Raw genomic sequence first — 24015 nt, 5'->3', positions numbered from 1 at the left:
CTACAGCCTCCCCCAATGCGTTGGTTCTGGGTCGATCGATTCACGGGCTGCGTTGCTAGGCGGTCTCGGCTCGCCTACGGCGAAACCTCGCCGCGCGACACGCGGCGGCTGGCAAAGCTAGTTAGCCTCTCTTAACCATCGCCGCCGCAAGCACCGCCTCCGGCGCTTCCTACAGCCTCCCGCCTCCAGCGCTTCCTACAGCCTCCCGCCTCCAGCCTACAGCCTCCCCCAATGCGTTGGTTCTGGGTCGATCGATTCACGGAGTACGTCGCCGGGTCGCACGCGGTGGGGGTGAAGGGGGTGTCGCTCTCGGACGAGTTCATCCACGGGCACTGGGACATTTACCCGGCGTTGCCGAACTCGCTCGTGGCCGAGGGGATGGCCCAAACGGCCGGCCTGTTGCTCAGCGAGGTCTACGGCTTCAGAGAGCTGGTCGTGCTAGCGAAGTTCACCAAGCTTTCGTTCAACACGCTCGTGCGGCCGGGTGAGTCGATCGAGTACCGCGCCGAGATCGGCCGCCGGATGGACGCCGGCGCGCAGTGCACCGTGGTCGGCACCGCCCGCGGCGCCGAGGGGGAGCGCGAGCAGGCGACCGCCGAGATTTTCTTCGCGCGGCTCTCCAGCGGCGACCCCGAGGCCCAGCAAGCCGCCGGCCTGCCGAGCCGCCTGTTCGACCCGGAGGACCTGGTGCGGTGGCTGCACACGACCGGCGTGTTCCGCGTCGGCGTGCGGGCCGACGGCAGCCGGATGAAGCCCGAGGACTACGGGTTGCCGGTGTTGGGGTAGGCTGCGCCTACCAGGCTGGAGGCCGGAGGCCGTAGGCTGGAGGACGCCTGGGCGACCGCTGCGCGGCCGCCGGGCGGTCGTCGGCGGCCGGTTCAACACGCACTGTGTGAGCGGGGCCCCGGCTGCGCCGGGAGGCTTGAGGCTACAGGCCGTAGGCTGTAGGAAGCTAAGCAACCGCTTCGCGGCCGCCGGTCAGCCGATCCCAGTACTGCCCAGCCCTCACGCCCAGGCGCCGCACCCGGCGCTTCCTCCGGCCTCCAGCCTACAGCCGTGTTCAGGCTGCAGGCCGGAGGCGGTAGGCTGGAGGACGCTCGCCGACCGCTTCGCGGCCGCCGGTCAGCCGATCCCAGTACTGCCCAGCCCTCACGCCCAGGCGCCGCCCCCGGCGCTTCCTACGGCCTCCAGCCTCCAGCCTACAGCCTCCCCCAATGCGTCGCGTTGTCATCACCGGAATGGGTTGTGTCACCCCGTTGGGGCACACGGTCGACGAGTTGTGGGCGAACCTGCTCGCTTGCAAGAGCGCGGTGCGCCCCACCACGCTGTTCGACGCGAGCAGCTTCCCGACCAAGATCTCCGCCGAGGTCCGCGATTGGTCGATCGCCCAGGTCGGCGAGGACCCGACCGAGTGGGAGCGGCGCGGGCGGCACACTCGGTTCGCGGCCGGCGCCGCGCGGCAGGCGCTGGGGCAGTCGGGCGTGATGGGCGCCGCGCCGGCCGAGCGGATGGGCGTGTACCTGGGCGCCGGCGAGGGCCAGCAAGACTTCGACTCCTTCGCGCGGATGATGACCCTCGCGATGGAAAACGGCGAGCTCGACGTGAAGCGCTTCGTTGAGGAGGGGGTGAAGCAGCTCGACCCACAATTAGAATTGGAGCAAGAGCCCAACATGCCCTCGGCCTACTTGGCCGCGATGATGGGCGCCGAGGGGCCCAACAGCAACTGCCTGACCGCCTGCGCGGCGAGCAGCCAGGCCATCGGCGAGGCGACCGAGATCATCCGCCGCGGCGACGCCGACGTGATGCTCTCCGGCGGCTGCCACAGCATGATCCACCCGTTCGGCGTCACCGGTTTCAACCTGCTCACCGCGCTGAGCGAACGCAACGACGAGCCCGAGCGGGCCAGCCGCCCGTTCGACAAGGGTCGCGACGGCTTCGTCCTCGGCGAGGGGGCCGCGATGGTCGTGCTCGAGGAGTACGAGCACGCCAAGAAACGCGGCGCGCCGATCTTCGGAGAGCTGCTCGGCTACGGCGCCACGGCCGACGCGTTCCGCATCACCGACACGCACCCCGAGGGCCGCGGCGCCACGGCCTGCCTGAAGCTCGCCCTGGCCGACGCCGGCAAGAACCCCGACGAGATCGACTACATCAACGCCCACGGCACCAGCACCAGCGTCAACGACCGCGTCGAGTCGCTGGCGATCAAACAGGCGCTGGGCGACGCCGCTTACAAGACGCCCGTCAGCAGCACCAAGAGCATGATGGGCCACCTGATCGCCGCGGCGGGCGCCACCGAGCTGATCATCTGCCTGAAGGTCTTGGCCGAGGGCGTGCTGCCCCCGACCATCAACTACGAGACGCCCGACCCGGACTGCGACCTGGACTACATCCCCAACGAGCCGCGCGAGAAGGCCTGCACGACGGTCGCGTCGAACAGCTTCGGCTTCGGCGGACAGAACGTGACACTCGTTGCTGGCAGGCTGTGAGTAGGCTGTAGGCTGAGGGCTGTAGGCGGTCGGGCTTGCCGAGCCGCGACCGTGAGGGAGCGACCAACACCGATCGCGCCGCCCATGGTTCGAGACTCCGCCGCGAGCGGTGACTGGCGCCGCGTCGCCGTGGTGGGGTGCAGCGGGAGCGGCAAGAGCACGCTGTCGGAGCGGCTGGCGGGCCGGCTCGGCTGCGAGCACGTGCGGCTGGACGACTTGGCCTTCGGCCCGAATTGGGAGCTCCGCCCCGCGGCCGAGCTGCGGCGTGATGTGGAGCGTATCGTTGCCGGCGAGCGCTGGTTGCTCGACGGCAACTACCGCCACCTACGCGACCTGGTTTGGCGGCGGGCGACGACGCTCGTCTGGCTCGACATGCCGCTGTCGACTTGTTTTCGCCGCGTGCTGCTGCGGACGATCTTCCGGAGCGTGACCCGGCAGAACGTCTGCGGCAACAACCGAGAGACGCTCTACAACGCCTTCGCAACGCGCGACTCGATCCTGCGGTGGGTTGTCACTTCGCACGCGGGCGTGCGAAGCACCGTCGGCGAGGACTTGGCGGACCCTGCGTACGCGCACCTGAGTTCGCGCCGCCTCACGAGTGGTCGCCAGGCGGATCGATTGTTGAGCGAGTTGGACGCTCCCTGACGGTCGCGGCTCGGCGAGGCAACCGAGCGCCCAGCAACTAGCGCCCAGCATCTAGCGCCTAGCGTTAAGCGCCAGCGCAGCAAAAAGCCGCCGGCGCCGCTTCCCTGCGTCGCCGACGGCTGCGCGTTTCGTTGGTCCGATCCGGCACGACTTGCGTCGTGGGCTCGGCCCGGCGCCGGGATCGGCTGACCAACCCTCCGGCCTCCGGCCTCCAGCCTCCCGCCTCTCGCCTCTCGCGTCAGCGAGGCCCGATCGACGGCGGGTTGGCCATCAGGAAGTCGCGCGGGCCGCGGGTCGTGTAGTACGGGTACGCGACCTGGCCGGTCGGCGGGCCGGGCGTGAAGTTGTAGTTCGCGTCGCTGTGGCGCGACAGGCCTCCGCCGTGGCCGAAGCCGCCGGGGCCACAGCCGCCCGGGCCACAGCCGGGATGGCAAGCCGGGTCGAGCACGTTGTGGATGTCGGCCTGGAGGCCGGCTTCGCCGTAGCCGGGGCAGTTGGCGATCGCCTGGCCCGTGGCGTGGCAGAGGCCGTAGCCGTGCTGGCACCCGGCCGCGTTCTGCATGCAGGCCTCGACCTCGTCGCAGCCAACCGGCGGGAACAGCCCGGCCGGGCGGTGGCCGAACGGGCCACCGGGGCGCGGCGCCATCTGCGAGGCCGCCACGTGGCTCGGCATCGGCGTGCCGCAAACGACCCCCTCGCCGCAGCCGGCGCCGGGCATGACAGCATTGCAGCCGACGCTCGCAAGCGCCAGCGCAGCCGCAAACGCGGCAAAGCGTGTTTTCATCGGTATTCCCCCCCAATCCGCCCCGCTGGGTCGCCGCGCCGGTCCTGGTGCTCCCGGGGACCCTCCATGGGCCCCCGGCGCGGGCGCGGGGCGTCTGAGGCAAGGTATCGGCGGCACAGGTGGGATAATTGACACAAAGGGACGAGCCCCGGCCCGCGGCGGACGAGCCAAGCGGGCGGCGCCGAAATCAGTTGGGACTCGGCCGGCGGCGCGCGCGCGGCGCCGCCGTTGTTCCCTTCGCCGATCGTTGATAGAACGCCTGCCCAACTGCTGTTCGCGCTAAGGGTGATGGACCTCCCCGGCGCGACGGACCGGCGCCACGCCCCCGTCACGGACGACCCATGAACCAATTCGGCCGCGCCTTGCGTATGGCGGCCCGTTACCCGGGCGCGATCGCTGCGTGCTGGGTGACGTCGGTGTTTGTCGCGGTGTTCTGGGCGACCAACCTGGCCGTGATGTGGCCGGTGGTCGACGCGGTGATGAAGGGCGACTCGATCCCGAGCTGGCTCGAGCGGGAGGTCGCGGCCGGCGAACAGGCCATCGCCGAGTACCGGGCCGAGCGGGCCGCTGCGCAGCGGCTCCTGCCCGACGCGGACGCCGACGCCAAGCTCCGCTTGCAGCAAACCATCGCCGAGGCCCGCCTGCGCGAGCAGCGGATGGCGGAGAAGAACAAGCGGATCGCCGACGTGCTGCCGCTGGCGGAGCGGTGGCTGCCGGACACGCCGTTCGAGACCCTGGCCGCCGTGTGCCTGTTCGTGCTGGCCGGCACGCTGGTGAAGAACGTATTCCGCGTGCTGAACACGGTCGCCGTGGCGAAGCTCGGCGCGAGCGTGGCGATGGACATCCGGCGCGACTACTTCCGACACCTGCTGCGCTTGGACCTCGGCGAGTTCAGCGACCGCGGCCGGGGCGACCTGATGAACCGCTGCACGACCGACATCTCGTCGGTCGGCGCGGGGGTGCAGACGCTCTTCGGCCAGGCGATCCTCGAGCCGCTGAAGATGGTCGCGTGCTTCATCGGCGCCGCCTACTTCAGCTGGCGCTTGCTCTTTCTCACGATCGCGATCGTGCCGATCGCCGTGATCGCGATCAACTGGCTCGGCAAGTCGCTCAAGCGCGCCAACCGCCGCGCGATGGAAGAGATGTCGGGCGTGTACGAGTCGCTCGCGGAGACCCTCGGCTCGATCCGGGTGATCCGCTCGTTCACCCGCGAGCGCACCGAGCGCGCCCGCTTCGGGCGGGGGCTGAGCCAGTTGTACAACCGGCAGATGAAGATCGCCTTCTACGACTCGCTGTCGAGCCCGCTCACCGAGAACCTGGGCGTGGGCATGGTGGTGCTGGCGGCGACCGCCGGGGGTTACCTCGTGCTTAACCGCGAGCTCGACCTGTTCGGCGTGCCGATCAGCGACACGCCGCTCACGCACGGCCAGATGACGGCGTTCTTCGCCATGCTCGCGGGCATGGGCGACCCGGCCCGGCGGCTGTCGGGCGTGTTCAACGTGATCCAGCGGGCGTCGGCTTCGAGCGAGCGGGTCTTCGCGGTGCTCGACCGCGAGCCGACGATCGTCGACGCGCCGCACGCCAGGGCGATCCCCGACACGTGGCGGACGATCCGCTTCGAGAACGTGTCGTTCCAGTACACGCCGGACCAGCTCACGCTCGAGGGGATCGACCTAGAGATCCGCCGCGGCGAGACGGTCGCGTTCGTGGGCCCCAACGGCTGCGGCAAGAGCACGCTGCTCGCGTTGCCGCCGCGGCTGTACGACCCGTCGGCCGGCCGCGTGCTGATCGACGACACCGACCTGCGCGACGTCCGGCTGCGCGACCTGCGCCGCCGCGTCGGCGTGGTGTCGCAGCAGGCGCAGCTGCTGTCGGACACGGTGGCCGAGAACATCGCGTACGGCCGCCCCGGCGCCAGCCGCGCCGAGGTCGAGGCGGCCGCCAAAGCGGCCCACGCGCACACGTTCATCACCCAGCGCTTGTCCGACGGCTACGAGACGATGGTGGGCCCCGGCGGCGGCCGGTTGTCGGGGGGCCAGCGGCAGCGGATCGCGCTGGCGCGGGCGATCCTCCGCGACCCGGAGGTGCTGATCCTCGACGAGGCCACCAGCCAGATCGACATCGAGAGCGAGCAGCACATCCACCAAACGCTCGCCGACTTCACACGCGACCGCACCACGCTCTTGATCACCCACCGGCCGAGCACGCTGGTGCTGGCCGACCGGATCGTGGTGATGGACCACGGCCGCATCCTCGACGTGGGCACGGCCGACGAGCTAGAAGGCCGCTGCGAGATGTTCCGCAGGCTGTGCTGCTCGCCGCTGCTCGAGACCGCGTGACGAGCGTCAGCCGCCCGGGTCGGCGTCGCGGAGTTTTTCGATAACGGCTTCGGCTTGCGTCGCGGTCTGAATCTCTGCTTCGAAGAACGACTTCAGCGCGGGATCGGTCAGACGGCCCAACATGCCGCGAGTCGCGGCCGGAGGCTTCTGGATCGCTGCGACGACCTCGTCGAGCGGTTGCTCGGCTAGGTCGATCGCTTCTTCAAACCGCCGGAGCAGCGGGCCACGCTCCCACACGCGGGTCGGGAGCGGCCAAGTGGAGAGTTGATAAAGCGCCATGACGCGCTCCGATCGCAGTGCGTCGGCCATCGAGCTGCGGTCGGCAAGCGGAAGAACGGCTTTGGTTAGTTGCTCAGCCTGCGCGTGCGAGAGCTTACCACTGGCCGCGAGCACAGCGGCGTTTCCTACGGCGCTGCGTTGCATCGCGTTCGCAAGGAGTCGTCCGATGAGAAACGGCTCGCGAGCGAAGAGATTGTAGAGCCGCAGCGCGGCGATCGTTGTGTCGACAGCGGCTTGGACTTCCCCCTCGGCCAAGCGGGTGCGGCTCGCGAGCGACAGCAGACGCATCGCTGGCCTCGCGTACGAGGCGGAGTCGAGCACACGCTGCATGTCGGCCATCTCGTCGGCGGTCAGCAGCGTCGCGTAGTCCGCGCGTCGGGATGCGCCGAGGACTGCTTCGAGAGCCGCTGCTTCTTTGGCGAGTAGTGCGCGGGCTTCTTCGAGCTGCGACGGGTCGAGCGGGGCGCCGCCGAGTTCTCCGAGCAGATCGGCGACCCGCACCGACTGCTTTTCGAGCAGCGGAAGGGCGGAGTCCAGCGCGGCCGCGGCGTTCTTTTCGTCCGGTATCGGATCCGCCGCTAAGTCGGAAAAACTCGCCGGGGCGCCGGTTTTCTTGACCGTCGCCCGCGGATCAATAGCGGCCAGCCACACGACGGCAACCACACCGCAGGCCGACAGGATCGCGAGCGCCAATAGCCAAGGTCGCCGTCGGAGCAAGGGAGTTTCGAAGGGCCAGAGAAACGAGCGAATGGGGCGTTCGGACTTCGTCAGCGACCGGGCGACCTTGCCGCCGAAGTTCCTCAATCGCCGCAACGCCGCGCTTGCTCGGCGATTTCTAGGCCGACCAGGCGGCTCCATGCGGCCAGGAACCGCCCGAACGCCGCGCCCGGTTTGCCTGCGCCGATCGGCCGTCCGTCGAGCCGCACCACCGGGAGCAGGCAGACCGACGTGCTGGCGAGCCACACCTCGTCGGCCGCGGCCAGTTCGGCGACGGTCAGGTCGCGCTCGGTGAACGCGACTCCCTCGGCGGCGGCCAGCTCACGCACGACCGCCACACTCACGCCGGGGAGCACCTTCTCCATCCGCGGCGACACGATGCCTTCGCGGTGGTTGTAGAGCACCACGTTCGCCGTGGAGGCCTCGCCGACGAATCCCTCCCGGTCGAGCAGCAGCGCCCTCGCGCCGGGCTCGGCCGCGGCCGCCTCGCGGTCGGCGAGGTAATAATGCATGCGGCTGCGGCACTTCAGCTCAGCGGGCCAGCACTCGGCCGGGACCTGGCGGTGGGAGCTCGTGCGGAGCGCGACGCCGTCGTCGTACTGCCGCGCCCAACTCTTGAACGGCAGCGGGAAGCCATGCACGCAGCGGGTCGGCTGGTCGCTCGCGCCGGGGGTGGCGAACGCGACGATCGCCAGGTCGTGGGGCGGCTGGCCGGGCGGGCTCTCGGGCGGGTGGCGGGCTGCGTACTCGCTGATCGCCGCGTCGAGCTCCTCGGCGACCGCCGTTGGGATGCCGACGATCTCGCAAGAACGGCGCAGCCGCGCGACGTGCTCCGCCCGGCGCCACACCACGCCGTTGAACGTCCGCAAACGTTCGGTCACGGTCACGCCGAGCGCGAAGCCGGGGTCGCCGACCGGGATCGCCAGCCGCCCTTGGTCGATCCACTCGCCGTTGAAGTACGCGGTGCGTGCCATGGGCGGCGGCCCGGGGAGGGGGTGGTTCCGCCCGAACCCGCCTACTGGCGCGTGGCGAGTGTCGGCTGTGTGGCCGAAGCGAGCGTCGGCTGCGTGGCGGCCGCGGGCTGGTCGGCGAACGCCAGCCGGCGCCACGCGGCCTGCATGAGGCCCGGCACGCACAGGTACTCTTCGAGGTCGTGGCTCCGGCCGACCGACCGGCTGGCGTTCCACAGGCATACCCGCGAGGCCTGCTCGGAGTCGAGGCCGCGTGGGCCGCGCTCGCCGGTCGCGTCGGGGTCCGTGCCGCGCCGCAGCAAGTCGTAGAACCGCATCGCGGGGTCGCGCGGGTTGGTGGTGACGAGCAGGTCGTCGAGCGTGTCGAGCGCGCGGCCGTGGTAGCTGCGGCGAGAGTTCCAGCACGCGTCGTAAGCGGCGGCGAGGAACACGCCGCGCACCGATGCGAGCCGGCACGGCAAGCAGCCCTCGCCCTCGTAGCGCAGACAGTCGAGCGAGCCGCCGGCCAGCAGGTGGGCCGCGCCGCTCGTGACGCGGGCGCCGTAGCTGTAGCCGAGCATGCCGACCCGCGCCCCCTCGGGGAAGCGGCCGATCACCCAAGCGAGCTGCCAGGCGACGGGCTTGGTGCGCTCGGCCTTGACGCGGTAGTCGCGGAGCAGGCCGGGGACCTTCGTGGAGTTCCAAGAGAAGATCACGAACTGCAGCGGCCGCTCGTCCGACGCGCAGCGGACCAGGCTCCGGTAGACCTGCAAGCCGCGGCGGCGGGCGTCGTGCGGGGCGATCTGGTTGCCGTGCACGTAGACGATCAGCGGCGCCGACGGATCGAGCGACGCCACCAGCGGATCGAAGCCCGTGGTGCGCCACGAGCAGGCGTCGTACTCGGCGGCTTGCACGCCCGCCGCGAGGGTCGCCGCGTCGGTCGTGCATCCCACCGGGCGGGTGCTGACCAGCAGCACGCGGTCGCCGGGCCGGACCGGCTGCGCGGCCGCGGCGGCGCCGATCGCCAGCAGCCAAGCAATCAGGAAGGGCCGGGCGACCACAGGGGAGGAGTCGAAGGGGTTCATCGGCGCGTGCGATCAGAGCGGACGCGTGGAAGGGTCATCGGGACGGGTTAACGTACACGCGCCGCAACACGCGCGACGGACGATGTTTCAAAAAATCAACGGTTTCGTTTGCACGCCACGCAACGTGGGGTAGTGTTTCGCAGCTTCAACGATCCCGCCCCCCGGCCGACCCGCCGCGCAATCCTCCCAGCGCTTCGTGGGCCGGGCGCCCTCCCCCCGATCCGTGGCCGCACGCGTTTGGCGAGCCGTCGGCCTATTTGCGCGCTCGGCGACCCGAGGGTCGCCAAGCGCGCCGTGTGAAAGGACGCCAAAATGAAAAGAAACGTTATCGCCCTGTGTGTCGTCACGACCCTCGTCACGAGCACGACCGGCTGCGGCTGCTTCCGGCGGCTGCGTGACACGATCTGCCGCGGCGCGCGCTGCGGGGCCCCGGCCGCCGTCGCCGCGCCGGCCCCGGTGGTGCAGCCGATCGCCGTCGCGCCGATGGCCTACGACCCAGGCTGTGGCTACGCGGCGGCCGACCCCGGCTGCGCTTATCCGGGCGGGCAGGTCGTCGGCTACCCGGGCACGCTGGGCGGCGTCGACAGCGGCTGGACGCCTGGCTGCGAGAGCTGCAGCGGCGGCTACGCGATGCCCCCGGTCATCAACGGCGGCGACTACATCATGGATCCCAACGCGGGCGCCGGCCTGAGCGATCCCGGTCCGCAGTGAGGTTTGGTCCCTAGAAAACGAAGAATCCGTCAATCGCGACAACCCCGCGGAGCCGCCTGTCCTGAACGGCGCCGCGGGGTTGTTTCGTGCTATCGGCGCGACAAGCAGATGGCGCAGGCGTAGACTGGGGGAGATAGCGAGCCTCCCAGACCCCCCCGCCGGTGTTATGCGTCCGAAGCTTTGTCGTTTGCACGCCATCCGCTCGTGGCTGCTTGTGACGGCGGCAACCGCCGCGGCTTTCTGTACGGCCCCCGCGGCGGCCCAGCTGCTCGACGCGCCGTCGGGCGGTGCGAGCCCTGGCGCTGAAGCCGCCTCGCTCGAGCCGATCACGCTCAAGTTCCGCGTGGGCGTGGAGGTCACCGCCAAACGCGGCGCGTGCCGCGACATCTACGCGGTAGTGGCCGTGCCGATCGAGTGCCCCGAGCAGTCGGTGCAGCGGCTCGAAGAAGACTTCACGAGCCACGTGGCGAAGGTCGACTTCCGCGAGCTGGCCGGCGGCGCGGCCAAGCAGATGCTCGTGTCGATCCCGTTCCTCGAGTCGGGCGACACGGCCCGGGCGGCGGTCACCTATGAGGTCACGGTCCGCCCGACCGCGCCCCTCCCGCCGGGCGAACAGGCCGAACTGCGTATACCCGAACGGACGCCGCGCAACCTGCGCTCGTATGTCGGCCCCAGCCCGTTCATCGAGTCGAAGCATCCGAAGATCCGGCGGCTGGTGCGCGACATCGAAGAGAAGCTCCAAGAACAACACCCCGACGCGAGCGATTGGCGGCGCGTGGAGTTCGTGTACGACTGGGTGCTCGACAACATCGAGTACCTCGAGGGGGACGACACCAGCGCGGTCACCACGCTCGACGAGGAGTCGGCCGACTGCCACGGCCGCAGCGCGTTGTTCGTCGCGATCTGCCGCGCGATGGGCGTGCCCGCGCGGCTCGTGTGGGTCCAAAACCACTGCTACCCCGAGTTCTATATGGAGCGCCCCGACGGCGAGGGCGTGTGGCTGCCGGCCGAGAGCGCGGGAGTGCGGGCGTTCGGCGAGATGCCGCTGGCGCGCACGATCCTCCAGAAGGGGGACGACTTCCGCATGCCCGAGCGGCCCCGCGAGCGGATGCGCTACGCAAGCGACTTCCTGACCGGCCGCCCCGTGCCGGGGAGCGGCAAGCCGAGCGTGAAGTACCTGCGGGAAGTGGTTCCTTGAAGGCCGGTTCAAGACCGTCCAGAACCGACCTTGAACCGTACGCACTGGCGTCGGGCGATCGAGGCGTGAGCCGCCAGGCGCCGTTCGCCCGTGGCTAGCGGCATCGGCTCGAGCAAGAAGCTTGGCGCTCTTGGCGTCCTGGCGTCTTGGCGGTTTCATCCGCGTGGGCGATTATGATGGTCCAGCTATCTGCTCGTCTTCCCTTGCTCTGAGACTCTCCCTCATGAAACGCCGCGAATTCTTCACCGCCGCGGGGGCCGCCGCGGCGGCTGCTACGAGCCTATCGACGCCCGCCCTGGCCAAAGACTCCGCCGAGGGATCGTCCGGCGAATTCTCTGGCAAGCCGTTCAACCTGCACTACGCGCCGCACTTCGGCATGCTGGAGAACTTGGCCGGCGGCGGGCTAGTGGAGCAGCTCGAGTTCGCCGCGTCGGTCGGCTTCCGCGACTGGGAAGACAACACCATGCCGCGCCGGCCGCGCGAGCAGCAGGACGAGATCGCCGCCGCGATGGAGCGGCTGGGGATCCGGATGGGGGTGTTCGTCGCTTACGGATTGGGGTCGTTCGGCAAGATCTCCTTCACCGGCAGCAACAAGAAGCTCCGCGACGAGGCCGTCGAAGAGATCAAGGGCTCGGTCGAGCTGGCCAAGCGTGTCGGCGCGAAATGGATGACCGTCGTCCCCGGCCAATACAACCAGCGCCTCGAAGAGGGCTTCCAAACCGCCAAGACGGTCGACCTGCTGCGACGCTGCGCCGAGATCCTAGAGCCGCACGACTTGGTGATGGTCCTGGAGCCGCTCAACTGGTGGGCCAACCACCCGGGGCTCTACCTCCGGGAAACCCACCAGGCGTACGAGGTCTGCCGCGGGGTGGACAGCCCGTCGTGCAAGATCCTCTTCGACATCTACCACCAACAGATCCAGGAAGGCAACCTGATCCCCAACATCGAGATGGCGTGGGACGAGATCGGTTACTTCCAGTCCGGCGACAACCCGGGCCGCAAGGAGCCGGGCACGGGCGAAATCAACTACAAGAATGTGTTTAAATTCATCCACGAGAAGGGCTTCGAAGGGATCATCGGCATGGAGCACGGCGTCAGCAAGCCGGGCGAGGAAGGGGAGCGCGCGTTGATTAACGCGTACCGCGAGGTGGACGACTTTGTCAGTTAAGGGACGGGGGACGGGGGACGGAGGACGAGAATGCACCTGGGCCTTGCCGCTAGCTGGCTCTTGGCCGGGGGTGGTGGTTGCGACTTGGTCGCTTAGCGCCGCGTCGAACGCGGTCGACGAGCTGTACCGGCTGTTGTCGGCCGACGAGCGGCGGCGGGCCGACGCGTTCACCCACTCGCCGGCGCGGCGACGGTTCGTCGTTGGGCGGGGGAGTCTGCGGCTTTGGCTCGCGGAGCGGCTCGGCGTCGCGGCCGGCGAGGTCCGCTTCGAGTACGGCCCCAACGGCAAGCCCCGGCTGGGCGACGCGCCGCTCGAGTTTAACCTGGCCCACTCTGGGGACTTGGCCCTCTGTGCGGCGAGCGGGCACGCTGTCGGCGTGGACCTCGAGCAGCTCCGGCCGCGCAAATCGGCCGACGCGCTCGCCGAGCGGTGGTTCCACCCGGACGAAACGGCCCGCGTGCGGGCGGCCGAAGACCCGCTCGCCGAGTTCTACCGCACGTGGACCGCTAAAGAGGCGGCCCTGAAGCTCGTCGGCCTCGGCGTGGGGGAGTCACTCCCCAAGATCCGCACGCCCGACGACCCGCGTGGCGGCCTGGCGACCGGCTTGCCGACGAACGAATTGGGGTGGGCCGAGTGTCGCGTAGCGCCGCTGGCGGTCGCCGGTTTTGCGGCGGCGATCGCGTTGCCAGCAAAGCCGTAGCGAGATCGATCGGGCATCGGCTGTTCGCGTTGGTTAAGCGTGCCGGGCTGTGCGGCCGGCGCCGGCGGTGTTGAAAACGCTGCGCGGATTGCGCGGCGCCAACCGCTGGGATCGCCCGTGCGAATGCCTACAATGGGGTCCTCGCCCCCTCTCTTTCTGCTGCGAGCCGCCGCGTGCGGGCCCTGTGATGCTTCTGGATGACGACGCGCCGCGGCACGAGTGTGGCGTGGCCGCGCTGTACCACCTGCCGGGCGCGGCCAGCCCGCTGTGCCCCCGCCAGGGCCCCGAAGAAGCGTCGCGCCTGATGCCGCGGATGCTGCTGGACATCCAGAACCGCGGGCAGCTCTCGGCCGGCATGACGACCTGGCGACCGGGGCGCGACCGGCTGCTAGAGACCTACAAGGAGCTGGGCGGCGTGAGCGAGGCCTTCCGGCTGAGCCACCAGGGGAAGGCCGAGGCGCTGATGTCGCGCTACGCGGGCCGCGCGGCGATCGGCCACGTGCGCTACGCGACCTGCGGCAAGGACGACATCAACTTCGCCCAGCCGTTCGAGCACCGCCACCTGCAGAAGCGCAAGTGGTTCGCGTTCGGCTTCAACGGCCAGATCGCCAACTACCCGCAGCTCCGCGACGAGATCCTCGCCGAGGACGAGCACCACGTGTCGCTCGCCACGGACACCGAGATCCTCATGCACGAGATCGCCCGCCAGACGTCGGGCGACCAGCGGCCCACCATGCTCGAGCTGATGCGCGGCCTGGGCGAGCGGCTCGACGGCGCGTACAGCCTCGCGCTGGTCAACGCGCTGGGCGAGATGCTCGTCGCGCGCGACCCGCTGGGCATGAAGCCGGTCTCGTACGGCGTTCAAGACAACCTGTTCGCGGCCGCGAGCGAGAGCGTCGCGCTGTTGAACCTCGGCTTCACGCCGGAGAACATCCACGCGCTGGGCCCCGGCGAGGCCGTGACCGTGGTCGACGGCCGCGTGTCGGTCGACCGCTACGCCCCCTCCCCGAAAACGGCCCACTGCTTCTTCGAGTGGGTTTACTTCGCAAACGTGGCGAGCACGCTCGACGAGCGGAGCGTGTACCTCGCGCGCAAGGCGCTGGGCGAGGAGCTCGCGCGGCTCGAGCCGCTGTCGATCGACGAGAACACCGTGGTCGTGCCGGTGCCCGACACCAGCAAGGCGGCCGCCGACGCGATGGCCTACAAGCTGGGCGTGCCGAGCGTCGAGGGCCTCATGCGCAACCGCTACTCGGGCCGCACGTTCATCGAGGGGGGCGACGCCCGCCTGGCGAAGGTCAACACGAAGTACACGCCGCTGCGGCAGGTGCTGGAGGGGAAGCGGGTGCTGTTGGTCGAAGACTCGATCGTCCGCAGCACCACGATGCGGTCGCTGATCGGCCGCCTGCGCGACGTGGGCCACGTGAAGGAGATCCACGTGCGGGTCGCGTGCCCGCCGATCATCGCGCCGTGTTTCTATGGGATCGACATGTCGACCGTGGGGGAGCTGTTCGCGCCGCCGTTCGTGTCGGGCGGCCAGGACCTCGAGGCCGCGTACGAGGCGATGGCCCGCGAGCTGGGCGCCGACTCGCTGCGTTACCTGCCGGTCGACTCGCTCTCGTACGCGATCAAGAAACCCGACAGCGACCTCTGCCGCGCGTGCGTGACCGGCCACTACCCAACCGACGAGGGCCAGCGGCTCTACCAGATCGCGCTGGGGCAGGTCGGCAACGGATCGGAAGCGTCGCGCACGTACGAGAGCGCGGGGGTCGGGTAGGTCTCGCGCAGAGACGCAAAGACGCAGAGAAATCGTGTGCAATCCCGCGGAGTCGTAGGGTGCTATCCCGCGCAGCGGAATCGCACCTCTTAGAATGAAGTGCAGGCGGTGCGATTCGGCTTCGCCGGATAGCATCCTACGAGACTCTCGCCGGGCGAGGAGGGAACACTAATTCACGCTGATCATCGCTAATCCGATTAGCGTAAATTAGCGGCGATTAGCGTTCCCCAGCTGCGGCCACCACCCGCACGCGGTACCGGACCGTATACGGCTGCGCCGATGGCTCGTCGGGGACGGCTTCCAAGCGTGACGCGGAAGCGTCACGACTTATACGCGGTGGTTGATCGTCCCTCTCGACCGACCCCACGCCCCACCCTTCGCCGTCGAAGCAGGAGGCCGCCGCGCGGTCGACCGGCTTGGTCACGCGGCACGCAGTGTCGAGCAGGAAGCCGCCCTCGTAAGGCTCGACGCTCATCGACCACTGCCGGGCGCCCTCGGCGCCGCTCGCGAAGAGCAGCTCGCCTTGTTGGTGCGCGTCGGTGAAGACCGGCGTGTCAAACTGGTCGCTGGGGACCGATCGGAGTTCGCCGCCTTCGTGCGTAAAGACCAACGCGTAGCGGTCCTCCCGCCAAACGAGCCGCAGCTCGGCGGAGCCATTGGCGACCGACGCCCCGACGTGACCCTCATTCGGCATCCGTGTTCATCCGTGTTTATCCGTGGTTCCCACCGGCCCACGAACACGGCCTCCGGGTCAATCGTCGTCGCCATCGTCCTCGATCGGCTGGCCCGCGCGCCAGCGGAGGACCGAGTCGAAGAAGCCCTGGATCTCGCCGTCCATCACCGCGTGGAAGTTGCCCTGCGAGTACTTCGTGCGGGTGTCCTTCACGCGCTGGTCGGGGTGCAGGAAGTAGTTGCGGATCTGGCTGCCGAAGCCGGTCTTCGCCTGCTGGCCGCGGGCGGCGGCGTCTTCCTGCTCTCGCTTCTCTTCTTCCCGCTGCGCGATCTTCGCGCGGAGCATCTTCCAAGCGCTGGCGCGGTTCTTGTGCTGGGAGCGCTCGTTCTGGCACTGCACGACGATGCCGGTCGGCAGGTGGGTGAGCCGCACGGCCGAATCGGTCTTGTTCACGTGCTGCCCGCCGGCGCCGCTCGCGCGGTAGGTGTCGGTGCGCACGTCGGCCTCGTCGATCTCGACCTTGACCGAGTCGTTGATCTCGGGCGACACGTCGACCGCGGCGAAGCTCGTCTGGCGCTTGCCCTCGGAGTTGAACGGGCTGATCCGCACCAGGCGGTGGATGCCGGTCTCGCCGCGCAGGTAGCCGTAAGCCATCGGGCCGCGGATCACGACGGTGGCGTCGTTGATGCCGGCTTCTTCGTTGTCCGAGCGGTCGAGCAGCTCGGCCGAGTAGTCGTGCTTCCCGGCCCACTGCAGGTACATCCGCAGCAGCATCTCGGCCCAGTCGTTCGCGTCGGTGCCGCCGTCGCGGGCGTGGATCGTGACGATCGCGCCGGCGGAGTCGTTGGGGCCGGAGAGCAGCGCGGAGAGCTTGAGCTTGTCGAGCATCTGCTCCAGGCGCGCGATCCCTTTTTGGGCCTCGGCGGCGAACTCGGCGTCCTCCTCGGCCATCTCGAACGCGGCGTCGAGGTTCTCGGCCGCTTCGATCGCTTCGTCGAGCGGCGCCACGATGGCCGTGAGGCCCTTCAGCTCGCCGATGACCGCCTGGGCCTTCTCCTGGTCGTTCCAGAACGCCGGGTTGGCCTGCTCACGCTCGATTTCGGTGATCCGCTCTTTCTTGGCCGCGTAGTCAAAGAGAGTCTCTGAGCTGCGTCAGAGCCTCCCGGATCGCCTCGGCGCGATCGTGCCATTCTTTGTCCATCGTGTCACGCGTCGGTGTCGCGGAGGGCGTTGGTGGAAGGGAGAGTTATACCGGCCGGCGGAGCGCGTAGGATAGAGGGCAGTGGGCAGAAGGCAAAAGGCAGCCGGCAGCAAAGCGCCGCGAGCCCGCTTTTCTACGGCCTGCCGCCTACCGACTACCGCCTACCGCCTACTGCCCTCTACCTACTGCCTACTCAATGCCCCTCACCGTGCTAGCCATGTCCGGCGGCGTCGACTCGTCGGTCGCTGCGCACTTGCTCTTGGAGCAGGGGCACGACGTGGTCGGGGTGTTCATGCGGCACGGGGAGCAGTCGCCGGCGGTTTGCCCAACCGAAGCGAAGCCGGGGCTGCCCTCGCTGAGGGTCGTGTCGCGGCTGGACCACAAGCAGGGCTGCTGCACCGCGGCCGACGCGGAGGACGCGCGGCGCGTGTCCGACCGCTTGGGGATCCCCTTTTATGCGCTCGACCTGAACCAAGAGTTCGGGCGCATCATGGACTACTTCGTGGCGGAGTACGCGCGGGGCCGCACGCCGAACCCTTGTGTTCAGTGCAACAACTGGATCAAGTTCGGCAAGCTGTTTGACTACGCCGACTCGATCGGCGCAGAGTTCGTCGCGACCGGCCATTATGCGCGGCTCGGGGAGCGCGATGGGGCGCCAGCCCTGCTGAGGGGCGTCGACGCGGGCAAGGACCAGTCGTACGTGCTAGCGGGGATCGACCGTGGGCTGCTGCCGCGGATGCGGCTGCCCGTCGGCGGATATGAGAAGCCGGCGATCCGCGCGATCGCCGAGTCGATCGGCCTCGACGTGGCCGCCAAGAAGGACAGCCAAGAGATTTGCTTCGTGACCCAGGGGCGGTACGACGAGTTCGTGAAACGCCGCCTGGGCGACGACGGCGACCGCTCGGGCGAGCTGGTTACGACCGACGGCGCCGTCGTCGGCCGCCACGACGGGATCGACGGCTACACGGTGGGCCAGCGGAAGGGCCTCGGCGTGGCGCTTGGGCGGCCGGCGTTCGTGGTCCGCATCGAGCCGGAGACGCGGCGCGTCGTGCTCGGCCAGCGCGAGGACCTGCTGCGGAGCGAGCTGACCGCCAGCGAGGCCAACTGGCTCGTCGACGCCCCGGCACGGCCGACGCGCTGCTATGCGCAGATCCGCTACAACGCGGCCGCCGCGGCGGCGACGGTCGAAGCACTCGGCCAAGGCCGACTGCGGGTCCGGTTCGACGAGCCCCAAGCCGGCGTGACGCCCGGCCAAGCCGTCGTGTGCTACGCGGCCGACGAGCCGGAGCGGGTGCTCTGTGGCGCGTGGATCGATTAGGAACCACGAATGCACACGGATAAACACCGGAGAGTCGCCGCCCGCCCGAGCCGAGCCGAGCCGCGGGGAGCTGACCTCGCGACCCGGCCGTGGCTTGTTAGGTAGCCGTCTAGCCCCGACAACTAGAAGGCATCCCCGTTCATCTGCGTTCATCTGCGGTTAACCCGGAATCACGGACGATGCCCAACGCCCTCGCCAACGAGACCTCGCCCTACCTGCTCCAGCACAAGGACAACCCGGTCGATTGGCGGCCCTGGGGCGAAGAGGCGCTCGCCCTGGCGCGCGACGAGGACAAGCCGATCTTCCTCTCGATCGGCTACGCGGCTTGCCACTGGTGCCACGTGATGGAGCACGAAAGCTTCGAGGATCCGGGGATCGCCGCCGCTCTGAACGACGCGTTCGTGTGCATCAAGGTCGACCGCGAGGAGCGCCCCGACCTCGACCAGATCTACATGAACGCGGTGCAAGCGATGACCGGCCGCGGGGGCTGGCCGATGAGCGTCTTCTGCACGCCCGAGGGCAAGCCGTTCTACGGCGGCACCTACTGGCCGCCCACCGCGCAGCGCGGCATGCCCGGCTTCGACCAGGTGATCGAGGCCGTGACCGACGCGTGGCGCAACCGCCGCGAGCAAGCCATCGAGATGGGCGAGGGCCTCGCCGAGAAGCTCGCCGAGTTGACAGCCGTCGAGGGCGCCGACGCCGAGCTCGCCCCCGATCTGATCACCGGCGCAGGGCGGCAGCTTGAGCGCTCGTTCGACCCGAACCACGGCGGCTTCGGCCAAGCGCCCAAGTTCCCGCACACGATGGACCTCGGCGTGCTGCTGCGGCTGTGGAAGTCGAGCGGCCGCTCCGCGTGGCTCGACATAGTCTCTGCCACGCTCCGCCACATGGCCACGGGCGGGATCTACGACCACCTCGGCGGCGGCTTCGCCCGCTACAGCGTCGACGAGCGGTGGCTCGTGCCACACTTCGAGAAGATGCTGTACGACAACGCGCTGCTGGCCGGCGCGTACGCCGACGCGTACGCGGCGACCGGCCAGGCCCAATTCAAGCGGATCGCTTGCGAGACGCTCGACTACCTGCTGCGCGACATGACCTCGCCCGAGGGCGGGTTCTACAGCACCGAGGACGCGGACAGCCCGCCGCCGGACGACCCGGGGGGCCGCTCCGAGGAGGGGCTGTACTACACGTGGAAGCCCGAAGAGATCCGCAAGGTCCTCGGCGAAGACGAGGCAGACATCTTCTGCCGCGTGTACGACGTCACGCCGATCGGCAACTTCGAAGGCCGCAACGTGCTGTCGCTCCCCAAGCCGATCGCCGCCCAGGCTAAGCACTTCGGCCTCGGCGAGCAAGAGCTCGCCCGCCAACTAGCCGAGCACCGCCAGAAGCTGCTCGCCGCCCGCGAGAAGCGCCCACGACCCGGCCTCGACGACAAGGTCCTCTCCGGCTGGAACGGCCTGGCGATAGAAGCGATGGCCCGCGCCGGCGCGGCGTTCGGCGAGAACAAGTACGTGCAGGCGGCCGGTCGGGCCGCCGACTTCGTGCTCGGCTCGATGCGCGACGCCGATGGCCGCCTGTTGCACACGTATCGCAGCGGCCAAGCCAAGCTGGCCGGCTACCTGGACGACTACGCGGCGATGGCGGGTGGCCTGATCACGCTCTACGAGGCGACGTTCGACGAGCGGCGGCTGGGGCAGGCGGCCGAGCTGCTCGACGCGGTGCTCGAGCGGTTCGCCGACGCCGAGAGCGGCGGCTTCTACTACACGGCAGACGACCACGAGAAGTTGATCGTTCGCAACAAGGACCTGACCGACGGCGCCACGCCGGGCGGCGCGTCGCTCGCGGCGACGGCGCTCGTGCGGCTGGGGAAGCTCACCGGCAGGGCCGACTACCTCCGCGCGGCCGAGCACACGCTGCGGGCCGCCGCGCCGCTGATGGAGCGGGCGCCGACCGCGACGGGTCAGATGCTCGCCGCGCTCGACCTGTGGCTCGGCCCGACCGACGAGCTGGTGCTGCTGGGCGTGGGCCCCGACGCCGAGCGTGTCGCGGCCGCCCTCCGGGCCCAGTACGCCCCGCGCCGAGTGCTCGCAGGCAGGATCGGGCCTTGCCAGCCGTTGGAACTGCTCAGCGGGCTGTTCCAGGGGAAGACCTCCATCAACGGCGAGGCGACGCTCTACGTGTGCCGCGACCACGCGTGCGCGGAGCCGCTCGTCGGCGAAGCGGCGATCCGGAGTGCCGTGCTGTCTTGAGAAGCTAACCACGGACGACACGGGTAGCACGGATGGGAGAGTGGCCAGTTTGCGGTGGCCAGTTTGCGGTGGCCGGTGGTCAGTGGCCGGTGACCAGTAGGTAGGGACAACTATGCCGCGAGCGTTCTACACCGATTACCCGTGGCCCGATGTCGAGATCGAGCGCGAGATCCTCGCCGAGGCCGACTGCACGCTCGACGTCTCGCCGGACAACCGCGAGGAGACCCTGGCCGACCGCGTGGGCGACGCCGACGTGATCCTCACGTGCTGGGCGCCGGTCACCGCGCGGGTCATCGACGCGGCGCCGAATTGCCGCCACATCTGCCGCACCGGGATCGGGCTCGACAACATCGATGTTCGCCACGCGACTTCCAAGGGGATCGTCGTGACGAACGTGCCCGATTACTGCATCGAGGAGGTGGCCGAGCACGCGCTGGCGATGATCTTCGCTCTGGGCCGCAAGATCGCGGATGGGCACCTGGCCACGAAACGCGGCCACTACAGCCTCGTCGGCTGTCTTCCGATCGAGCGGATCGGCGGCAAGACGCTCGGCCTCGTCGGCACGGGCCGGATCGGCCAGCGCCTGGCGAAGAAGGCGCAGGCGGTTGGCATGCGGGTGATCGGCACGAACCGCTCGGGCGCTGCGCCGGAGGGGGTCGCTTGGCGGCCGCTCGAAGAGCTGCTCGGCGAGAGCGACTACGTGTCGCTCAACTGCCCGCTGACCGAAGAGACCCGCGACCTGATCAACCCCGACACGCTGGCCCGGATGAAGCCGTCGGCTTTCTTGGTCAACACGTCGCGGGGCGGCTTGGTCGACCACGACGCGCTGGCCCGCGCGCTGGAAGGGGGCCGGCTCGCCGGCGCTGCGCTCGACGTGCAAGACACCGAGCCGCCCGACCTCGCGCGGCCGCCGTACAACGACCCGCGGGTGATCGTCACGCCGCACACGGCGTTCGTGTCGACCGAGGCGATCACCGAGCTCCGCACGCGCGTCGCGCGGCAGGCGGTCGCCTTCCTCGGCGGCCACGCGCCGGAGCAGGTGGTCAACCCCGAGGCCCTGCCCGGGGGCATGCGAGAGAACCACGGGTGACCCCGCACCGGCTGGCGGCGCCCTCGCGGGCGGGCGCCGATTCCCACGGTTAGCCGCGATAACGGGGCCGCGCTACCGGGTTGACCGTCAAAAAGCGGACCAATCGCGAGGTGTTTTTGCTACCGCGCGTGGCGCGACCTATATACGGGTGGGCCCGCTGTGTGGCCCCCGCCTCGCCCGCCTCCTAGCTTCTCCCCGCCAGACGCGATGGGTTCAGTCCGCCCCGACGCCGACGAGTTCCGCGACTTGGCGGACCGCTCACGTGGCGCGTTGGACGAGCTGCGCGAGAGCGCCGCGGCCGCCGCCGCCGAGCGGCGCAACCGGCTCGAAGGGCTGGGCGATCAGGCGGGCGACCTGGTCAGCGACCTGGCGTCGAAGATCGCGCGAGAGCTGGCCGAGGACCTGGCCGAGAAATACAAGAGCCGCGCGGCCGAAGACCAGCAGCGGCTCGAGGCCGCCCACGGCGAGGTCAACGAGCAACGCGCGCGGCTGGAGGCCGAGCGTGAGCAGCTGCGGGCCGAGGCCGAGCGGCTCGGGCAAGAGAGCGCCGCCCTCGACGAACAACGCAACGCCCTGGCCGACCAACGCGCCGCGACGCAGTCCGAGCGCGACGCGATGGAAGAGGAGCGCCGCAAGCTCCGCGCGGAGCACGAGGCCCTGGCCGCCGAACGGCGTTCGCTCGAGTCGGACCGTCAGAACGCCGGACCCGAGCTCGACAGCCTCCGCAGCGAGCGGCAAGCGGTCGCCGCCGAGCGCGAGACGCTGCAAGCGCAGCGAGAGGGCTTCGAGGCCGAGCGGGCCGAACTCGACGCGCAGCGGCACGAGCTCGACGCGCAACGCGGCGACCTCGAGACGCTCCGCGAGCAGGTCGACGCCGACCGCGAAGCCGCAAGCGGCGCCCGAGAAGAGGCCGACAGGCTGGCCGCGTCGCTCGAAGAGCAGCACCGCCACCTCGATTCCGAACGCGCCGAGTGGGAGCGGGTGCGGAGCGAGGTCGAGGCCGAGCTCTCGAAGACCGAGGAGCGGCTCATCGCCGAGGCGCAGCGCCTGCAGGAGCAGTTCGAGCACGCGACCGGCTCGGACGAAGCGCTGCTCAACGCCAGGAACGAGGCGCTCGCGGCGGCCGACGAGGCCGAGGCCCGCGTCGACCAGCTGACCGAGGCGCTCGACGAGGCCAACCGCCGGCTCGTCGCGGCCGCCGAGGTCCAGGCGCGGCAGCAGGAACTGACCCAGCGGCTCGAAGCCACCGAGAACGAGCTAGCGTCGACGCGCGAGCAGGCCGAGAGCCTCCGCGAACAGCTCGCCGCGCTGGACGAAATCAACGCCCGCCTAGCGGAGGCCGAGGCCGGTCGCGCCGAGCAAGAAGCCCTTCGGGCGGAGCACGAGCGTCTGGCCGCCGAGCACGAAACGCTGCGGGCGGAGCGCGACTCCAGCGCCAACGAACTAGAGGACTGCCGCAAACGACTTGCGGAGCTCGAAGGCCGGCTGGCGGAGGCCGAGGGCGCCGGCGAGCGACTCGCCGCCGCGGAAGCCGAGCACGCCGAGCACGAGACAACCCGCCAGGAGCTCCGCGCCGCGCTCGACGAGTTGCAGACGGCTCAGCAGAGGGTCTCGGACCTCGAGTCGCAGCTCGCCAACCAAGCCGACACGATCCAACGCCTGTCCGAAACCGAGGCCGACGCGACCGAGTCCGAAGAGCTGAAGGGGCGGCTCGAAGCGAGCGAGTCGCGCGTCGCGGAGCTGGAGTCGCAGCTCGCCACGCAGGCGGCGGATGCGCACGGCGCCTCGGAAGCCGGCGTTGAGCTCGAGGAGCTGCGCGGCAAGTTCGAGATGGCGTTGTCCGATCTGCAAACGCACCGCGAGCACGTCGCCTCGCTCCAGGAGCAGCTCGCCAACCAACCCGCGACCGACGGGCCGACCGAGGCCGAGCTCCAAGCGTTGCGTGAAGAACGCGACGACCTCGCGCGGCAGCTGCAAGAGGCGGCCGCCACCTCCGCCGGGCGAGGCGGCTCGGAGGAGCTCGAAGAGTTGCAGCGCCGATTCGAGATGGCCGTCGACGACATCCGCCAACTCAAGAGCGAGAACAACGAACTCCGCGGCGACCTGGAGCGGGCCAAGTCGGCCGCGCCGAAAGCGGAAGCGGGCGGGGGAGACTGGGAGGCACAGAAGCGGCGGCTGCTCGCGTCGCTCGAGTCCGAGGGCGAACCGGCCGATCCGCAGCGGCAGCAGGAACGCGTATCGATCAACGGCGCGATCCAGATCACCGACCAGGTGATCGCCGAGAAAGAGCAGGAGATCGAGGCCCTCCGCGCCCAACTGGCCGGCGTCCCCGCGGCGCCCGCGCCCGCGCCTGAGGACGCGGCCCAAGAAGCGGCGCAGGCGCTGATCGACGGGGACGAGGTCATCCGGGCCGAGCGGGAGCGGATCGCCCAGCTCGAACAAGAGTGGCGGGAGAAGCTCCGCTCCGCCGAGCTCGAACTCTCTGTCGAGCGAGCAAAGATCTCGCGCGCGCAATCGGAGCTGGAGGAGCGGCAGCTCGAGCTCGAGACGCTCCGCGCCGCGACGACACCGGCCGAGGACGGCGGCGGCGGGAAGCGGAAGTGGCTAGAGAAGCTCGGGCTCAACTCGGATAGCTGAGCGCCCGCAAC

Annotated in this window: 19 protein-coding genes; 13 read left to right on the top strand and 6 right to left on the bottom strand. The window is 69.8% G+C overall.

Annotated features, from left to right (window positions below; all coding sequences use genetic code 11):
• The first annotated feature begins 231 nt into the window (after nt 1-231).
• The 3 genes from RIC11_RS17670 to RIC11_RS17660 all read left to right on the top strand — a co-directional run bounded on the left by RIC11_RS17670 (nt 232) and on the right by RIC11_RS17660 (nt 3131).
• Complete coding sequence (locus RIC11_RS17670) at nt 232-786, top strand: hotdog family protein (RefSeq protein WP_350213589.1); 555 nt, start codon at nt 232-234, stop codon at nt 784-786.
• A 428-nt stretch (nt 787-1214) separates the two neighbouring features.
• Nucleotides 1215-2486 carry a beta-ketoacyl-[acyl-carrier-protein] synthase family protein gene (locus RIC11_RS17665; RefSeq protein ID WP_350213588.1) on the top strand — a complete coding sequence of 424 codons (1272 nt, stop codon included), beginning with the start codon at nt 1215-1217 and terminating at the stop codon, nt 2484-2486.
• Nucleotides 2487-2570: 84 nt separating this feature from the next.
• Entirely contained in the window at nt 2571-3131 is a 561-nt protein-coding gene (locus RIC11_RS17660) for an AAA family ATPase (protein ID WP_350213587.1), read from the top strand.
• A gap of 238 nt (nt 3132-3369) precedes the next feature.
• On the opposite strand, the gene RIC11_RS17655 is transcribed toward RIC11_RS17660, so the two are convergent.
• Nucleotides 3370-3915: a hypothetical protein gene (locus RIC11_RS17655; RefSeq protein ID WP_350213586.1), complete on the bottom strand. Its 546-nt coding sequence runs from the start codon at nt 3913-3915 to the stop codon at nt 3370-3372.
• A 341-nt stretch (nt 3916-4256) separates the two neighbouring features.
• Here RIC11_RS17655 and RIC11_RS17650 point away from each other — a divergent pair, with 341 nt between their 5' ends.
• Nucleotides 4257-6254, top strand: coding sequence for an ABC transporter ATP-binding protein (locus tag RIC11_RS17650; protein WP_350213585.1), 1998 nt, complete (start codon nt 4257-4259; stop codon nt 6252-6254).
• A 6-nt stretch (nt 6255-6260) separates the two neighbouring features.
• Here the strand turns inward: RIC11_RS17650 and RIC11_RS17645 are convergent, their stop codons facing one another.
• The 3 genes from RIC11_RS17645 to RIC11_RS17635 form a co-directional block, all read right to left on the bottom strand.
• On the bottom strand, nt 6261-7226 hold the full coding sequence (locus RIC11_RS17645) for a hypothetical protein (RefSeq protein ID WP_350213584.1): 966 nt from the start codon (nt 7224-7226) through the stop codon (nt 6261-6263).
• 107 nt (nt 7227-7333) lie between these two features.
• The gene (locus RIC11_RS17640; protein ID WP_350213583.1) at nt 7334-8224 is read right to left on the bottom strand and encodes an aminotransferase class IV; all 891 of its coding nucleotides are present in this window, start codon (nt 8222-8224) and stop codon (nt 7334-7336) included.
• Nucleotides 8225-8265: 41 nt separating this feature from the next.
• Nucleotides 8266-9285: a hypothetical protein gene (locus RIC11_RS17635; RefSeq protein ID WP_350213582.1), complete on the bottom strand. Its 1020-nt coding sequence runs from the start codon at nt 9283-9285 to the stop codon at nt 8266-8268.
• Between the two features lie 312 nt (nt 9286-9597).
• On the opposite strand from RIC11_RS17635, the gene RIC11_RS17630 reads away from it, so the two are divergent.
• From RIC11_RS17630 to RIC11_RS17610, 5 genes are all read left to right on the top strand, one after another.
• Entirely contained in the window at nt 9598-9996 is a 399-nt protein-coding gene (locus RIC11_RS17630; RefSeq protein WP_350213581.1) for a hypothetical protein, read from the top strand.
• Between the two features lie 187 nt (nt 9997-10183).
• Entirely contained in the window at nt 10184-11194 is a 1011-nt protein-coding gene (locus RIC11_RS17625; RefSeq protein ID WP_350213580.1) for a transglutaminase-like domain-containing protein, read from the top strand.
• A 223-nt stretch (nt 11195-11417) separates the two neighbouring features.
• Nucleotides 11418-12362, top strand: a complete 945-nt coding sequence (locus tag RIC11_RS17620; protein ID WP_350213579.1) for a hydroxypyruvate isomerase family protein — start codon at nt 11418-11420, stop codon at nt 12360-12362.
• A 73-nt stretch (nt 12363-12435) separates the two neighbouring features.
• Nucleotides 12436-13062 (top strand): 4'-phosphopantetheinyl transferase family protein, encoded by a 627-nt coding sequence (locus RIC11_RS17615; RefSeq protein WP_350213578.1) that lies wholly within the window; start codon nt 12436-12438, stop codon nt 13060-13062.
• Nucleotides 13063-13249: 187 nt separating this feature from the next.
• The gene (locus RIC11_RS17610; protein WP_350213577.1) at nt 13250-14836 is read left to right on the top strand and encodes an amidophosphoribosyltransferase; all 1587 of its coding nucleotides are present in this window, start codon (nt 13250-13252) and stop codon (nt 14834-14836) included.
• Between the two features lie 217 nt (nt 14837-15053).
• On the opposite strand, the gene RIC11_RS17605 is transcribed toward RIC11_RS17610, so the two are convergent.
• Both RIC11_RS17605 and prfB read right to left on the bottom strand, forming a co-directional pair.
• Entirely contained in the window at nt 15054-15530 is a 477-nt protein-coding gene (locus tag RIC11_RS17605) for a hypothetical protein (RefSeq protein WP_350213576.1), read from the bottom strand.
• Between the two features lie 57 nt (nt 15531-15587).
• Nucleotides 15588-16710, bottom strand: a protein-coding gene (prfB, locus tag RIC11_RS17600; RefSeq protein ID WP_350213575.1) for a peptide chain release factor 2 whose coding sequence is annotated in 2 segments (ribosomal slippage) — nt 15588-16640 and nt 16642-16710 — 1122 coding nt in all. Because the reading frame shifts where the segments join, the coding sequence is not laid out codon by codon here.
• Nucleotides 16711-16906: 196 nt separating this feature from the next.
• Between prfB and mnmA the strand changes: the two genes are divergently transcribed.
• The 4 genes from mnmA to RIC11_RS17580 all read left to right on the top strand — a co-directional run bounded on the left by mnmA (nt 16907) and on the right by RIC11_RS17580 (nt 24004).
• On the top strand, nt 16907-18028 hold the full coding sequence (mnmA, locus tag RIC11_RS17595) for a tRNA 2-thiouridine(34) synthase MnmA (protein ID WP_350213574.1): 1122 nt from the start codon (nt 16907-16909) through the stop codon (nt 18026-18028).
• 179 nt (nt 18029-18207) lie between these two features.
• Nucleotides 18208-20277, top strand: coding sequence for a thioredoxin domain-containing protein (locus RIC11_RS17590; RefSeq protein ID WP_350213573.1), 2070 nt, complete (start codon nt 18208-18210; stop codon nt 20275-20277).
• 112 nt (nt 20278-20389) lie between these two features.
• On the top strand, nt 20390-21367 hold the full coding sequence (locus RIC11_RS17585; RefSeq protein ID WP_350213572.1) for a C-terminal binding protein: 978 nt from the start codon (nt 20390-20392) through the stop codon (nt 21365-21367).
• Nucleotides 21368-21574: 207 nt separating this feature from the next.
• On the top strand, nt 21575-24004 hold the full coding sequence (locus RIC11_RS17580) for a coiled-coil domain-containing protein (RefSeq protein ID WP_350213571.1): 2430 nt from the start codon (nt 21575-21577) through the stop codon (nt 24002-24004).
• Nucleotides 24005-24015 lie beyond the last annotated feature (11 nt).

The organism is Botrimarina sp., assembly GCF_040219535.1.
Classification (GTDB): domain Bacteria; phylum Planctomycetota; class Planctomycetia; order Pirellulales; family Lacipirellulaceae; genus Botrimarina.
The sequence above is the reverse complement of the archived record's forward strand: the minus strand, read 5'-3'. Positions and strand labels throughout refer to the sequence as shown.

Coding starts and splice junctions, on each gene's coding strand:
- RIC11_RS17580 (WP_350213571.1), top strand. CDS start 21,575: ATGGGTTCAGTCCGCCCCGACGCCGACGAGTTCCGCGACTTGGCGGAC.
- RIC11_RS17610 (WP_350213577.1), top strand. CDS start 13,250: ATGCTTCTGGATGACGACGCGCCGCGGCACGAGTGTGGCGTGGCCGCG.
- RIC11_RS17650 (WP_350213585.1), top strand. CDS start 4,257: ATGAACCAATTCGGCCGCGCCTTGCGTATGGCGGCCCGTTACCCGGGC.
- RIC11_RS17590 (WP_350213573.1), top strand. CDS start 18,208: ATGCCCAACGCCCTCGCCAACGAGACCTCGCCCTACCTGCTCCAGCAC.
- RIC11_RS17585 (WP_350213572.1), top strand. CDS start 20,390: ATGCCGCGAGCGTTCTACACCGATTACCCGTGGCCCGATGTCGAGATC.
- RIC11_RS17605 (WP_350213576.1), bottom strand. CDS start 15,530: ATGCCGAATGAGGGTCACGTCGGGGCGTCGGTCGCCAATGGCTCCGCC.
- mnmA (WP_350213574.1), top strand. CDS start 16,907: ATGCCCCTCACCGTGCTAGCCATGTCCGGCGGCGTCGACTCGTCGGTC.
- RIC11_RS17640 (WP_350213583.1), bottom strand. CDS start 8,224: ATGGCACGCACCGCGTACTTCAACGGCGAGTGGATCGACCAAGGGCGG.
- RIC11_RS17655 (WP_350213586.1), bottom strand. CDS start 3,915: ATGAAAACACGCTTTGCCGCGTTTGCGGCTGCGCTGGCGCTTGCGAGC.
- RIC11_RS17620 (WP_350213579.1), top strand. CDS start 11,418: ATGAAACGCCGCGAATTCTTCACCGCCGCGGGGGCCGCCGCGGCGGCT.
- RIC11_RS17630 (WP_350213581.1), top strand. CDS start 9,598: ATGAAAAGAAACGTTATCGCCCTGTGTGTCGTCACGACCCTCGTCACG.
- RIC11_RS17665 (WP_350213588.1), top strand. CDS start 1,215: ATGCGTCGCGTTGTCATCACCGGAATGGGTTGTGTCACCCCGTTGGGG.
- RIC11_RS17660 (WP_350213587.1), top strand. CDS start 2,571: ATGGTTCGAGACTCCGCCGCGAGCGGTGACTGGCGCCGCGTCGCCGTG.
- RIC11_RS17670 (WP_350213589.1), top strand. CDS start 232: ATGCGTTGGTTCTGGGTCGATCGATTCACGGAGTACGTCGCCGGGTCG.
- RIC11_RS17635 (WP_350213582.1), bottom strand. CDS start 9,285: ATGAACCCCTTCGACTCCTCCCCTGTGGTCGCCCGGCCCTTCCTGATT.